The sequence below is a fragment of the Sorangium sp. So ce887 genome, assembly GCF_051521455.1.
Classification (GTDB): Bacteria; Myxococcota_A; Polyangia; order Polyangiales; family Polyangiaceae; genus Sorangium.
This window is the reverse complement of sequence record NZ_CP150354.1, coordinates 9,041,136-9,053,430: the sequence shown is the minus strand read 5'-3', so window position 1 is coordinate 9,053,430 and position 12,295 is coordinate 9,041,136. Positions and strand designations below refer to the sequence as shown.

Sequence of the window (12,295 nt, the reverse complement as noted above, 5' to 3'; positions counted from 1 at the left end):
CCTCCCGCTCCCGGCCCCCCAGGCGAGGCGGTATGTACAAGATCAAGATCGATAAGATCAACGCGCTCATCGAGGTCGCGTTTCAAGGCGTCGTGCGCACGGAAGAGGCGCACGCGTACGCCGCGGAGTACAGGAAGGCCCTGGGCTCGCTTTACGGCCGGAGGATCCGTGTCCTCATGGATCTCCGTGGCTTCTCCATCGCCTCGGAGGAGGCGACCGAGCTCCTTCGCGACATCGAGGTGAGCTCTGCCGCCATGGGCGTCGTCAGGGCCGCGGCGCTCGTCCAGAGCGATCTCGCGGCGCTGCAGGCGGGCCGGATCGCCCGCGAGGCGGGGACCGGGCAGGCCGTGCGGATCTTCAAGGACGAGGGGTCGGCGCGGAGCTGGCTGCTCGGCGACCGCGCCTCGCCGTGACGGGCCGCGGCCGGGCGCGCCGCGGGCCCGGCCGGCGCCGCCGCGACGGCGCGGGCGCGGTCAGCGCAGGAGGAGCACGTCCTCCGCGGGGCGGCGGAGCGAGCGCGTCGCCGGGGGGCCCGCGAGCGACAGCCGGAACAGCAGGATCTCCGCCGTGGCGTCGGTCACGTCGAAGAGCTGGAGATACCGCGCGCGGAGCTGGCGCCCGGCCTCGATCGTCTCCGGATCCATCCCCGCGCCGCGGCCGCGGATCAGCCGCGCGAAGAGGTAAGGCAGCGTCGCCATCGGATAGACCGCGAGGCATCGCTGCGTCGCGGCCAGCCACGCTCGCTCGAGGGCCCTGCCGCCCTGGAAATAATCGGTGAGCCCGGCGCGAGGCAGGGTGATCAGCGCGACGGCCATGGCGCTGGAGATCGCCTTTTGCGCCATCTTCTCCAGCCCTCGGCCGCCGCCCCAGCGCCGCACGAGCTCCATCGCGCGCCAGTCGCGACAGGCCCGTAGCCCGGCGAGCTCGCCCGGCGACAGATCGAGCGCGCCGACGAACAGGCCGTCCCGGTGCGCCTCGGCCTCGGCCTCGGTCCAGCGGATCTCCTTCATCATGTCGGCGTGCGTCGGCTTCGAGAGCAGCCGGAGGCGGTCGCCGGCGCCGATGAGCGCGCCGATCTCGTCGAGCTCCGCCGGCGCCTCGATCAGGTGGAGCGCCGCCCCGGGGACGGAGCGCACCGCGGCGTCGAGGGCGGCCCGGTGCTCGTCCGCGAGCGCCGCCCGCTGGCTCCGGCGCCGGTTCGTGTGCCGGCGCCCGATGGCCTCCGCCAGGCCATCCCTCGCGTGCTCTTCCGCGCCGCTCACCGGCGCGTCGAAGAACTCGAACGTCGCCGTGAGGTCATGGTCCTCGCCGTGCGGGAAGGGCGAGACGCGCACGCTCAGGCCCTCGCGGTGCGCGGCGAGGACGACGTTCTCGGCGGCCGCGCCGAGCGCGACCACGCCGCCCGCCCCCTGGAAGTCGGCGAGCGACTCGGAGCGCGCGCGGTCGTGGAACAGCCCGAGGCGGCGACCCTCGTGGACCCAGAGCCAGGGCTGGCAGTTGCCGCCCGAGGGCGCCGCGATGCCCGCCTCGACGAGCCGCCGCAGCCGCTCCGGGCCGAGCGCGAGGGCGCCGGCCTCGCCGGCGGGGAGCGGCGCGAGCGACGCCGCGGCCAGGGCCGGGCTCCGCGCGTCGGACACGCGCGCCGCTCCCGGCGCGGGGGGCTCGGCCGCGGCGGGCGGCTCCGCCTCAGGGCCGCTGATGAGCTGCTCCAGGTCGACGTAATACCGGCCCGACCGCACCGGCTCCCCCAGGGCGACCCGGCGCGCCGTGTCCGCGGCCGCCGCCCCGCCGTGGACGACCGCCGATCCGAGCTGGGGCCACGTGCTCAGCGTCTGCTGCACCTCGATGAGGGAGGCGCGGAGCCGGGTCGAGATCGCGTCTTGCCCGATGATCTGCATGACATAAGGCACCTTGTCCTCGGTCGACAGGCCGCGGACTTGCTCGGGGCTGAGGTCGCCGACGAGCCCGTGGAGGATCGGCCGATCCGGCTCCCGGTCGAAGCGCTCGACGTCGATGAGCCCCCGGTCGCTCGTCTCCATCAGGACCGGTATGCGGTGAGCGCGCGCGCTCGCGCGGAGCAGCAGCTTGACATCGAGGCTGTCGCACTCGTCCACCAGGACATCGAGCTTGCCGCCCTCGAGCAGGAACCGCTCGACGTTGTCCTCCGTGACCCCTTCAGGGAAGCACTTCACCTCGAGGAACGGGTCGAGCTCGGCGATCTCGCGCGCGGTGGCGACGACCTTCGGCAGGTCGAGGTTGTGCGCGCCGGTCCGGATCCGGTTCAGGTTCGAGAGATCGAGGTGGTCGAAGTCCGCGATGCGCAGCTCGCCGGCGCTCCGCTCGAGCGCCAGGGTCATCGCGACCGACTGCCCCACCGACAGCCCGACGACGCCGATCCGCCGGCGGGCGAGCGCTTCCTGCTCCTCGCCGCTGATCTTGTACCGGTTGCGGTTGGTCCTGAGCTCGACGAACTCGGCCTCGTCGAGCAGGTGCACGAGGCGGTGCGACCACGGATAGTAAACCCAGACTCCATAGGCCTCGCGCGGGACGCCGTTCAGGTGCTCTCCCACGAGCCGCGCCGCCTCTCGCTCCCCGAGGGGCCCGCGCGGGTGCCGCGTCTTGATCAGGTCCGCGAGCTGCCGGTCGATCGCGTCGAAGACCTGGAGGCGCGCGTCGTCGCGGAGCGCGCGCCCGAGCCGCTCCGCGTCGTCCTCGCGCGACGGGCGGAAGAGCCGCGGCTTCCACTCGAGCGACGCGGCCCCCCGCTCCTGGTGCTCGCCGATGAGCTGCTGCCAGACGGGTTTGTTCATCGTTGTATTCCGGCCTCTCCTTCGCCCCGGCGCAAGGGTGCTGGCATCGCCGCGGCCCCGAGCGCGCCCGGGATCAGCGCGTCGCGCGGGCCGTCTTGCCCTCGATCTCCAGCCGCATCTTCGCGACCTTCTGGTGCACGAGGGCGGCCTCGGGCCCGGTGACGTCCAGATAGCGCAGGGCGGCCGCGATGTCGTTGCCCCGGAACGCCTTGACCCTGGGGTTGAACCAGCTCAGCGCAGTCCCGATCTGCCGGACGAGCAGCGCGTCCGTGCAGATCGCCACGGTGAGCGTGTTCTTGCTCACGAAATCGTTGATGGATGCGCGCTGCTTCGCGTTGGGGCCTCCGCCGGCGGTCACGACGATCGTCTTGGTGCAGGTGGGGGGCAGAGTGCCTGCGGCCTGCATGTACGAATCCCACTCTTCATCGCTCGGCGGTTCCCTGCCATGGACGGCGATGAGCACCTGCTCCGTCATGTCGAACATCATGGTGGGTCGGGTCATCGTCTCACCGAGCGCACGCAGAGCTTACGTCCTCGCGCCGCCGAGCCGCCAGATCGCGCAGGCGTCGTCTCCTGGGACCGCCGCGCGGCGGGGACTAGGGTTTGCGAGATCCATGTCGTTGCACCTAGGACGGTTCGATAGACGCAGCAACGATCGGGAGCGACTTTCGACGCGGTGCTGGCGCCATGCGGCGCGCGCGTCGCGGCGCCGATCCGCGCGCCCGCGGCGCCGATCCGCGCGGCCGCGGCGTCGGGCCGGCTCGGTCTGGAAGGCCGCGGTTGCTGACGCCGCCCGAACGAGGCGACGTCCGCTGGCGCCAGCGCGCACGCGCGCGTGTGCTGGCCGGTCGCGCCGGTCGCGCCGATCGCGCCGATCGCGTGCGCGACCAGGGCGTACCTGAGTTGTTTCGAATGGATTTCATGACGTGCTGCTGGGCAGTTGCACCGGGGGCTGTCAGCTACGCTGTGGTCTATACTACGGAATGTGCGTGGAGGGTCTTTCGCACGGCGGCTGCGGCGCGGGCACGTCGCACCGAGGCTTGACGGAGGACCCCCACCGCATGTAGCGCTCGATCGGTGGGTTGTATTGTCCAGCGGACAGGGCCGGCGCCCTGCTTGCTGCGGATGTCAATGTGACCACCTCGCCGGGGGAAAGGTGTTTCGCGATGCGCGTGCTGGAAAACTTCGTCGGCGGCGCCTGGTCTCGCTCTTCGGGGACGACGCACCTCGAGGTGAAGAACCCGGCCACCGGGGAATCTCTTGCGAAGGTCCCGCTCTCGACCGCGGCGGACGTCGACGCGGCGGTGAAGGCCGCGCAGGCGGCGTTCCCCGGCTGGAGCGCGACGCCGCCGGTGCAGCGGGCGCGCTACCTCTTCAAGATGCGCGAGGTCTTCGACGCCCACCGCGACGAGATCGCGGCCATCTGCACCTCCGAGCACGGCAAGACGCTGGTCGAGGCCAGGAACGACTTCGGCCGCGGCGTCGAGAACATCGAGCACGCGGCCGGCATCCCGGCCCTCATGATGGGACAGGCCCTCGAGGACGTGGCGTCCGGGATCGACTGCCACACGGTCCGCCAGCCGCTCGGCGTCTTCGCGGCGATCACGCCGTTCAACTTCCCTCCGATGGTCCCGCTCTGGTTCCTGCCCTACGCGATCGCCACGGGGAACACCTTCGTCCTCAAGCCGTCGGAGCAGGTCCCGCTCTCGCAGCAGCGCATCTTCGAGCTGATCGAGCAGGTCGGGCTGCCGCCCGGGGTCGTGAGCCTGGTCCACGGCGGCCGCGACGTCGTGAACGCCTTCTGCGCGCACAGGGACATCGCGGGCGTCTCGTTCGTCGGCTCGTCGACGGTCGCGCGCCACGTGTACAGGAGCGCCGCCGAGGCGGGTAAGCGGGTCCAGGCGCTCGGCGGGGCGAAGAACTTCCTCGTGGTGATGCCGGACGCCGATCGGCTGAAGACGATCGGCAACATCGCCGAGTCGATCTATGGCTGCTCGGGCCAGCGGTGCCTGGCGGGCAGCGTCGTCGTGTGCGTCGGCGACGCGTACGAGGCCATGCGCGAGGGGCTCGTCCGCTACGCGAAGGCGATCGTGCTGGGCGACGGGGCGACGCAGGGCGTGACCATGGGCCCGGTGATCTCGGCGGCGCACCGGGACCGGGTGGTCTCGTACATCGCCAAGGGCGTGTCGGAGGGGGCGACGCTCCTCCTGGACGGCCGGGACGCGCGGGTCGAGGGGTATCCGGACGGCAACTGGGTCGGGCCCACGGTCTTCGACGACGTGCGGCCGGGGATGGTGATCGCGACCGAGGAGATCTTCGGCCCGGTCGCCTGCCTGATGCGCGCGAACGACCTCGACGAGGCGATCGCGATCGCGAACCGGAGCGAGTACGGCAATGCGGCGTCGATCTTCACGTCGAGCGGCCGCGCCGCGCGCGAGTTCCAGCACCGCGTCGCCGCCGGGATGGTCGGCGTGAACATCGGCGTCGCGGCGCCGATGGCCTTCTTCCCCTTCGGCGGCCAGAAGGGCAGCTTCTTCGGCGACCTGAAGGCGCACGGCCCGACGGCCATCGACTTCTACACGGAGCGCAAGATCGTCATCACGAGGTGGTTCTGATGGCACGAAACGTACTTGGCGGGCTCATCCAGTGCTCGACCCCGATCCACGACGAGGGCGCCTCGGTCCTCTCGATCCGGGACGCGATGTTCGAGAAGCACCTCCCGTTCATCGACGAGGCGGGCAAGAAGGGGGTGCAGATCCTCTGTTTGCAGGAGGTCTTCAACACGCCTTATTTCTGTCCCTCGCAGGACGCGATCTGGTGCGACGTGGCCGAGCCCGTCCCCGGCCCGACGGTCGAGCGGCTCGCCGCCTACGCCAAGAAGTACAAGATGGTGATGATCATCCCCATCTACGAGCGGGAGATGGCGGGCGTCTACTACAACACGGCGGCCGTGGTCGACGCCGACGGAACGTACCTCGGCAAGTACCGGAAGACGCATATCCCGCACACGAACGGGTTCTGGGAGAAGTTCTTCTTCAAGCCGGGGAATCTCGGGTATCCCACGTTCCAGACGCGGTATGCGCGGATCGGCGTGTACATCTGTTACGATCGCCACTTCCCGGAGGGGGCGCGGCTGCTCGGCCTGAACGGCGCCGAGATCGTGTGGAACCCCTCGGCCACGGTCGCCGGGCTCTCCCAGTATCTCTGGAAGCTCGAGCAGCCCGCGCACGCCGTGGCCAACGGCTACTTCATCGCCGCCTCGAACCGCGTCGGCACCGAGGCGCCGTGGAACATCGGCAAGTTCTACGGCACGAGCTACTTCTGCGACCCGCGGGGCAGCTTCCTCGCGACGGCGAGCGAGGACAAGGACGAGCTCGTCGTCGCCGAGATGAACCTCGACCTGATCGAGGAGGTCCGGCGGACGTGGCAGTTCTACAGGGACCGCCGGCCCGAGAGCTACGGTGAGCTCACGAAGCAGCTGCCCTGAGGGCCCTCGGCCGCGGCGATGAGGACGGCGAGCGCTTAGCCGAGCCATGCGACGTCCACCGCGAAGGCACCAGCAGCGCCGGGGCGCTGGTCGCGGCCGGCACTCTCCCCCGGCGTTTCCCTCGCCATGGCGGCGCCGTCCCCCGGAGGGGACCCGCCGCCCGGCGCGCACCCGCGGAGGAGCAACATGGGCATCCTGATCAAGAACGGCGAGATCATCACAGCGAGCGACCGGTTCATCGGCGACGTCTACTGCGAGGACGGGAAGATCGCGGCCGTCGGCGCGGGGCTCGCGAAGGAGCGCGCGGGAGACACGGTGATCGACGCCTCGGGGCAGCTCGTCTTCCCGGGCGGGGTCGACGCCCACGTGCACATGGAGCTGCCGTTCATGGGGACGGAGAGCTCGGACGACTTCGAGACAGGCACCGCGGCGGGCGTGGCCGGGGGCACGACGTCGATCATCGATTTCGTGATCCCGAGCCGCGGGCAGCCGCTGCTCGACGGGCTCGCGATGTGGAACGAGAAGGCGAAGAAGGCGGTGTCCGATTACGCCTTTCACATGGCCGTCACCTGGTTCGGCGACGAGACCCTGAAGGAGATGGCCGTCTGCACGCGCGAGCACGGCATCCCGTCGTTCAAGACCTTCATGGCCTACCGCGGGGCCATCGGCGTCGACGACCCGGAGCTCATCCAGGTGATGGAGGCCGCCAAGGGCCTCGGCGCGCTCGTGACCGTCCACGCCGAGCACGGCGACGCGGTCGTGGCGCTCCAGAAGAAGCTGCTGAAGCAGGGCAAGACCCACCCGCGGCACCACGCGGAGAGCCGGCCCCCGCCGATCGAGGGGGAGGCGACGGGGCGCGCGATCATGCTCGCCCGGGTGCTCGGCGAGCCGATCTACATCGTGCACCTCACCTGCAAGGAGGCGCTCGCCGCGGTCGCCGAGGCGCGGGGCCGGGGCCAGGTGGTCATGGCCGAGACGTGCCCGCAGTACCTCCTGCTCGACGACTCGGTCTACGACAAGCCCGGCTTCGAGGGGGCGGCCTACGTGATGAGCCCGCCGATCCGGCCGAAGGGCCACCAGGACGCGCTGTGGGCCGCGCTGTCGACGGGGCTCATCCAGACCGTGGCGACCGATCACTGTCCCTTCAACCAGGTCGGCCAGAAGGACATGGGCAAGGACGATTTCTCGCGGATCCCGAACGGCGCCGCCGGCATCGAGCACCGGCTCGCGCTGCTCTGGACCTACGGGGTGCTCGAGGGGCGGATCGACGTCCACCGCTTCGTCGATCTCTTCTCCACGCAGCCGGCCAAGATCTTCGGGCTGTACCCGCGCAAGGGCTCGATCGTGCCGGGCGGCGACGCGGATCTCGTGGTGTTCGACCCGAAGGGGACGAGCACGATCTCCGCCAAGACCCACCATCACCGGTGCGACCGGAGCATCTTCGAGGGCTTCGAGGTGAAGGGGAGGCCGACGCACGTCGTCGTGAACGGCCGGGTGCAGTGCTCGGACGGCAAGCTCGACGTGGAGCGCGGCGCCGGGCGCTACCTGCCGCGCCGGCTCGGCCCGACCCAGGGCTCCCGGGCCGCGTAGTCGAAACCGCAGGATCGCGCGAGCACGAGCATGACCCGAGCCCCGACCCGCCTCTCAGCCCTCCCGTCCGGCCGGATCGAAGAGCGATTCGAGGACAAGAGCCCGCGCTACACCGAGTCCGAGGCGATCGCCGAGGCGAACCGGTGTCTCTACTGCGTCGACGCGCCCTGCGTGAAGGCGTGCCCGACCTCCATCGATATCCCGAGCTTCATCCGGAAGATCGCGACGGGCCAGGTGAAGGGCGCCGCCCGCACCATCCTCACGGCCAACCTGCTCGGCCAGTCGTGCGGGCAGGCGTGCCCCGTGGAGGTGCTCTGCGCGGGCGACTGCGTGTACAAGGCGTGGGGGCGCGAGCCGATCGCGATCGGCCGCCTCCAGCGCCACGCCGTCGAGTCGGCGCTCGCGCGCGATCCGCGGCTCTTCCGGGCGAAGCCGCCCACGGGCCGGAGCGTCGCGCTCGTGGGCGCGGGGCCCGCGTCGATCGCCGCGGCGGGCTACCTCGCCCTCGAGGGGCACCGCGCCGTGATCTTCGAGCAGAGGTCGATCCCCGGCGGCCTGAACACGCTCGGGATCGCGCCCTACAAGATGAAGGGGGACGAGGCGCTCCGCGAGCTCTCCTGGGTGCTGTCGCTCGGGGACATCGAGCTCCGCACCGGCGTCTCGGTGGTCGAGCGGGCGACCGCGCCGGGGGAGGTCTCGGCGCGCGATCTGCTCGCGGAGCACGACGCGGTCTTCCTGGGGCTCGGCCTCGGCGCCGACGCGCGCCTCGGCATCCCCGGGGAGGACGGCGAGGGCGTGGTGGGCGCGACCGCGTTCATCGAGCGGCTCAAGGCCGATCCGCGCCTCGATCTCGCGGGCGTGCGGCGCGCGGCCGTCGTCGGCGGCGGCAACACGGCGCTCGACGTCGCGCACGAGCTCGCGCTGCTCGGGGTCGACGTGGCGATCGTGTACCGCCGCTCCGAGGCCGAGATGTCGGGCTACGCGCACGAGCTCGAGGGCGCGCGGGTCGCCGGCGCGCGGCTCGTCGAGAACCGGGTGCCGGTCGAGGTGGTGCGCGAGGGCGGGCGGGTCGTCGCGCTGCGGGTCGCGCCCGCGGACGCGCGGCCGGCGGCGCAGGGCCCCGCGCCGGCGCCGGTCGACGAGGCGCTCGTGCCGGCCGACCTCGTCGCGGTCGCGATCGGGCAGAGCCGGGCGACGCGGATGGCGCTCGCGTTCGAGGGCGTGGCGCTCGACGCGCGGGGGCGCGTGGTGGTCGACCCGGCGACGCACCGCACGGGCAACCCGAAGGTCTACAGCGGCGGCGACTGCGTGAACGGCGGCAAAGAGGTCGTCAACGCGGTCGCCGAGGCGAAGATCGCCGCGCGCGCGATGCACGAAGCGATGATGACGCGGCCGGGCGACGCGGCGCCCGGGACCGCACCGCAAGGGAGCTGAGCGATGGCCGACCTCTCTATCGACTTCGCCGGGATCAAGAGCCCGAACCCGTTCTGGCTCGCCTCGGCGCCGCCGACAAACACCGGCGATCAGGTCCGGCGCGCCTTCGACGCCGGCTGGGGCGGCGCCGTCTGGAAAACGCTCGGAAACCCGATTGTCAACGTGTCGAGCCGCTTCGGAGGCATCGATTACGGCACCATGCGGCTCATGGGGCTCAACAACGTCGAGCTCATCACCGACCGCCCGCTCGACGTGAACCTCCGGGAGATGCGCGAGGTCAAGCGGCGCTATCCGGGCCACGCGCTCATCGCCTCGCTCATGGTCGAGACGAAGGACGAGTGGCGCGAGATCATCCGCAAGGCCGAGGACACGGGCGCCGACGGGCTCGAGCTCAACTTCGGCTGCCCGCACGGGATGTGCGAGCGCGGCATGGGCTCGGCCGTCGGCAACGAGCCGGCGGTCCTTCAGGAGATCGCGCGGTGGGCCGTCGAGTTCGCGACGACGCCGGTCATCGTGAAGCTCACGCCCAACGTCGGCGACATCGTCGAGCCGGGCGAGGCGGTGCTCCGCTCCGGGGCGCACGGCATCTCGCTGATCAACACGATCAAGTCGCTGATGGGCGTCGATCTGGAGCGGATGGTCCCGCTGCCGCGGGTCGGCGGCGCGTCGACCAACGGCGGCTACTGCGGGCCCGCGGTCAAGCCGATCGCGCTCCACCTCATGAGCCAGCTCGCGCGCCACCCCGAGATCGGCCGGCTGCCCATCTCGGGCATCGGCGGGATCTCGAGCGCCCGCGACGCCGCGGAGTTCATCGCCCTCGGCGCGACCAGCGTGCAGGTCTGCACCGCGGTGATGCACCACGGCTACCGCATCGTCGAGGAGATGATCGAGGGGCTCGGCGACTGGCTCGACGAGCACGGGATGCGCTCGGTGAGCGAGCTCCGGGGCAGGGCGGTCCCGCAGGTGCAGGAGTGGGGCGATCTCGACCTCTCGTACCGCGTGGTCGCGGACATCAGCGCCGAGAAGTGCATCGGGTGCCAGCTCTGTTACGTCGCCTGCATGGACGGGGCGCACCAGTGCATCCACCTGCCGGGGAGGACGGAGGCGGAGGCGCGCGCGGCGGGCCACACCCACCTCCCGAAGGTGATCCCGGATCGCGCCGTGACGGCGAACCCGAGCGGGGTCGCCGCGCCGTCGCGCGTCCCGTTCGTGGACGAAGAAGAGTGCATCGGCTGCAACCTGTGCGCGCTGGTGTGCCCGGTCTCCGGGTGCATCACGATGAGGGAGGTGCCTTCAGGCAGGCCGCCTGAGACGTGGAACGACCGTGTCCAGAAGGGGACAGACTTCGTGCCTGGCGGGCTGGAAGCCACCGCCCGCGCGCGGAGCTCATGATCCCGGGCTCCTGACCCGCCGGCCTGGAGCCCGCGACGATCGCGAACGCGCACGCGCCGGCGGAGTTGGCAGGGAGGAGCATCGATGTCGCTGACGAACGAAGATCTCGCGCCCACCCCGGAGGCGGCGCGCACCTGGAAGCTCGGGCATTTCGCGGCGCTCTGGATCGGGATGGCCGTCTGCATCCCCACGTACACGATGGCCTCGGGGCTCATCGATCAGGGGATGAGCTGGCAGCAGGCGCTCGCGTGCGTGGCGCTCGGCAACGTCATCGTGCTGCTCCCGATGATCCTGAACGCCCACGCGGGCACCCGGTACGGCATCCCGTTTCCGGTGTTCGCCCGCGCGTCGTTCGGCGTGACGGGCGCGAACGTGCCGGCGGTGCTGCGCGCGCTGGTCGCCTGCGGGTGGTTCGGCATCCAGACGTGGCTCGGCGGGCAGGCGCTCTGGCAGCTCCTCGTCGCGCTCCTGCCCTCGGTGGAGGCGCCGCTCACCTCGGCGGCGTTCAAGGGGGTGATCGGCATCCACCCCGGCGAGCTCCTCGGGTTCGCCGCCTTCTGGGCGATCAACCTCCATTTCATCCTGAAGGGGACGGAGTCGATTAAGTTCCTCGAGACGTGGGCGGCGCCGTTCCTCATCGTGATGGGCCTCGTGCTGCTCGGCTGGGCGTACGCCAGCGCGGGCGGGTTCGGCCCGATGCTGTCGCAGCCGTCGAAGATCCCCGAGGGGCAGCTCCTCAGCGTGTTCGCGCCGAGCCTCACCGCGATGGTCGGGTTCTGGGCCACGCTCTCGCTGAACATCCCGGACTTCACGCGGTTCGCGCGCAGCCAGCGCGACCAGGCGATCGGGCAGGCGCTCGGCCTGCCGGCGACCATGGTGCTGTTCTCGTTCATCGGGGTCGCGGTCACCTCGGCCACGCCGGTGATCTTCGGGGAGCTCATCTGGGATCCGGTGAAGCTGATGGCCCGGATCGGCGGCCCGTTCATCACGGTCCTCGCGATGGTGGGCCTGTCGGTCGCCACGCTGTCGACGAACCTGGCCGCCAACGTCGTCTCGCCGGCCAACGACTTCTCCAACCTCTCGCCCCACCGCATCTCGGCGAGGGCGGGCGGCGTGATCACGGCCGTCCTCGGCGCGGTGATCCTGCCGTGGAAGCTCATCGAGTCGTCGAAGGGGTACATCTTCACGTGGCTCGTCGGCTACTCCGCGCTCCTCGGCCCGATCGGCGGGATCCTGATCGCCGATTACTTCCTGCTCCGGAAGACGCAGCTCGACGTGGACGACCTGTACCGGCGCGGCGGAGCCTACGAGTACCACGGCGGGGTGAACTGGCGGGCGATGGCGGCCCTCGCGATCGGCGTGCTCATCAACCTGCCCGGCTTCCTGGCCGAGGCGATCCCGTCGATGAAGGACGCCGTCCCGGAGGTGATGCGCTCGATCTACACGTATGCGTGGTTCGTGGGGTTCTTCGTCTCGGGAGCGCTCTACCTGCTGTTCTCGCTGGCCGGCCGCGCGGAGCCCGCCGCGGCGCGGCGGGCGTCGCCGGCGCGCTGAGGCGCGAGGGGCGCCGCGCGCGGGGGGG

9 protein-coding genes are annotated in these 12,295 nt (G+C 71.2%); 7 read left to right on the top strand and 2 right to left on the bottom strand.

The genetic code is table 11. The features are described from left to right. Positions 1 to 32: 32 nt before the first annotated feature. The gene (locus WMF36_RS33800) at positions 33 to 413 is read left to right on the top strand and encodes an STAS/SEC14 domain-containing protein (RefSeq protein WP_437574911.1); all 381 of its coding nucleotides are present in this window, start codon (positions 33 to 35) and stop codon (positions 411 to 413) included. A gap of 60 nt (positions 414 to 473) precedes the next feature. Here WMF36_RS33800 and WMF36_RS33795 read toward each other — a convergent pair whose 3' ends face one another. Together WMF36_RS33795 and WMF36_RS33790 are read right to left on the bottom strand one after the other, a co-directional pair. After that, positions 474 to 2,810 carry an Rv1355c family protein gene (locus tag WMF36_RS33795; protein WP_437574910.1) on the bottom strand — a complete coding sequence of 779 codons (2,337 nt, stop codon included), beginning with the start codon at positions 2,808 to 2,810 and terminating at the stop codon, positions 474 to 476. Between the two features lie 73 nt (positions 2,811 to 2,883). Further along, on the bottom strand, positions 2,884 to 3,312 hold the full coding sequence (locus WMF36_RS33790) for a hypothetical protein (protein WP_437574909.1): 429 nt from the start codon (positions 3,310 to 3,312) through the stop codon (positions 2,884 to 2,886). 664 nt (positions 3,313 to 3,976) lie between these two features. On the opposite strand from WMF36_RS33790, the gene WMF36_RS33785 reads away from it, so the two are divergent. The 6 genes from WMF36_RS33785 (at position 3,977) to WMF36_RS33760 (ending at position 12,267) form a co-directional block, all read left to right on the top strand. After that, complete coding sequence (locus WMF36_RS33785; protein ID WP_437574908.1) at positions 3,977 to 5,425, top strand: CoA-acylating methylmalonate-semialdehyde dehydrogenase; 1,449 nt, start codon at positions 3,977 to 3,979, stop codon at positions 5,423 to 5,425. Beyond that, complete coding sequence (locus WMF36_RS33780; RefSeq protein WP_437574907.1) at positions 5,425 to 6,297, top strand: nitrilase-related carbon-nitrogen hydrolase; 873 nt, start codon at positions 5,425 to 5,427, stop codon at positions 6,295 to 6,297. The genes WMF36_RS33785 and WMF36_RS33780 overlap by 1 nt, the downstream gene beginning before the upstream one ends. Positions 6,298 to 6,483: 186 nt before the next feature. Further along, positions 6,484 to 7,887: a dihydropyrimidinase gene (gene hydA, locus WMF36_RS33775; RefSeq protein WP_437574906.1), complete on the top strand. Its 1,404-nt coding sequence runs from the start codon at positions 6,484 to 6,486 to the stop codon at positions 7,885 to 7,887. A 30-nt stretch (positions 7,888 to 7,917) separates the two neighbouring features. Beyond that, the gene (locus WMF36_RS33770; RefSeq protein WP_437574905.1) at positions 7,918 to 9,321 is read left to right on the top strand and encodes an FAD-dependent oxidoreductase; all 1,404 of its coding nucleotides are present in this window, start codon (positions 7,918 to 7,920) and stop codon (positions 9,319 to 9,321) included. 3 nt (positions 9,322 to 9,324) lie between these two features. Further along, positions 9,325 to 10,713, top strand: coding sequence for an NAD-dependent dihydropyrimidine dehydrogenase subunit PreA (gene preA, locus WMF36_RS33765; RefSeq protein ID WP_437574904.1), 1,389 nt, complete (start codon positions 9,325 to 9,327; stop codon positions 10,711 to 10,713). 84 nt (positions 10,714 to 10,797) lie between these two features. Then, positions 10,798 to 12,267 carry an NCS1 family nucleobase:cation symporter-1 gene (locus tag WMF36_RS33760; protein ID WP_437574902.1) on the top strand — a complete coding sequence of 490 codons (1,470 nt, stop codon included), beginning with the start codon at positions 10,798 to 10,800 and terminating at the stop codon, positions 12,265 to 12,267. Positions 12,268 to 12,295: the final 28 nt, after the last annotated feature.

What these genes read in the sequence shown, in the direction of transcription:
- WMF36_RS33800 (WP_437574911.1), top strand. Translation starts at nt 33, where the DNA reads ATGTACAAGATCAAGATCGATAAGATCAACGCGCTCATCGAGGTCGCG.
- hydA (WP_437574906.1), top strand. Translation starts at nt 6,484, where the DNA reads ATGGGCATCCTGATCAAGAACGGCGAGATCATCACAGCGAGCGACCGG.
- preA (WP_437574904.1), top strand. Translation starts at nt 9,325, where the DNA reads ATGGCCGACCTCTCTATCGACTTCGCCGGGATCAAGAGCCCGAACCCG.
- WMF36_RS33795 (WP_437574910.1), bottom strand. Translation starts at nt 2,810, where the DNA reads ATGAACAAACCCGTCTGGCAGCAGCTCATCGGCGAGCACCAGGAGCGG.
- WMF36_RS33790 (WP_437574909.1), bottom strand. Translation starts at nt 3,312, where the DNA reads ATGACCCGACCCACCATGATGTTCGACATGACGGAGCAGGTGCTCATC.
- WMF36_RS33760 (WP_437574902.1), top strand. Translation starts at nt 10,798, where the DNA reads ATGTCGCTGACGAACGAAGATCTCGCGCCCACCCCGGAGGCGGCGCGC.
- WMF36_RS33770 (WP_437574905.1), top strand. Translation starts at nt 7,918, where the DNA reads ATGACCCGAGCCCCGACCCGCCTCTCAGCCCTCCCGTCCGGCCGGATC.
- WMF36_RS33780 (WP_437574907.1), top strand. Translation starts at nt 5,425, where the DNA reads ATGGCACGAAACGTACTTGGCGGGCTCATCCAGTGCTCGACCCCGATC.
- WMF36_RS33785 (WP_437574908.1), top strand. Translation starts at nt 3,977, where the DNA reads ATGCGCGTGCTGGAAAACTTCGTCGGCGGCGCCTGGTCTCGCTCTTCG.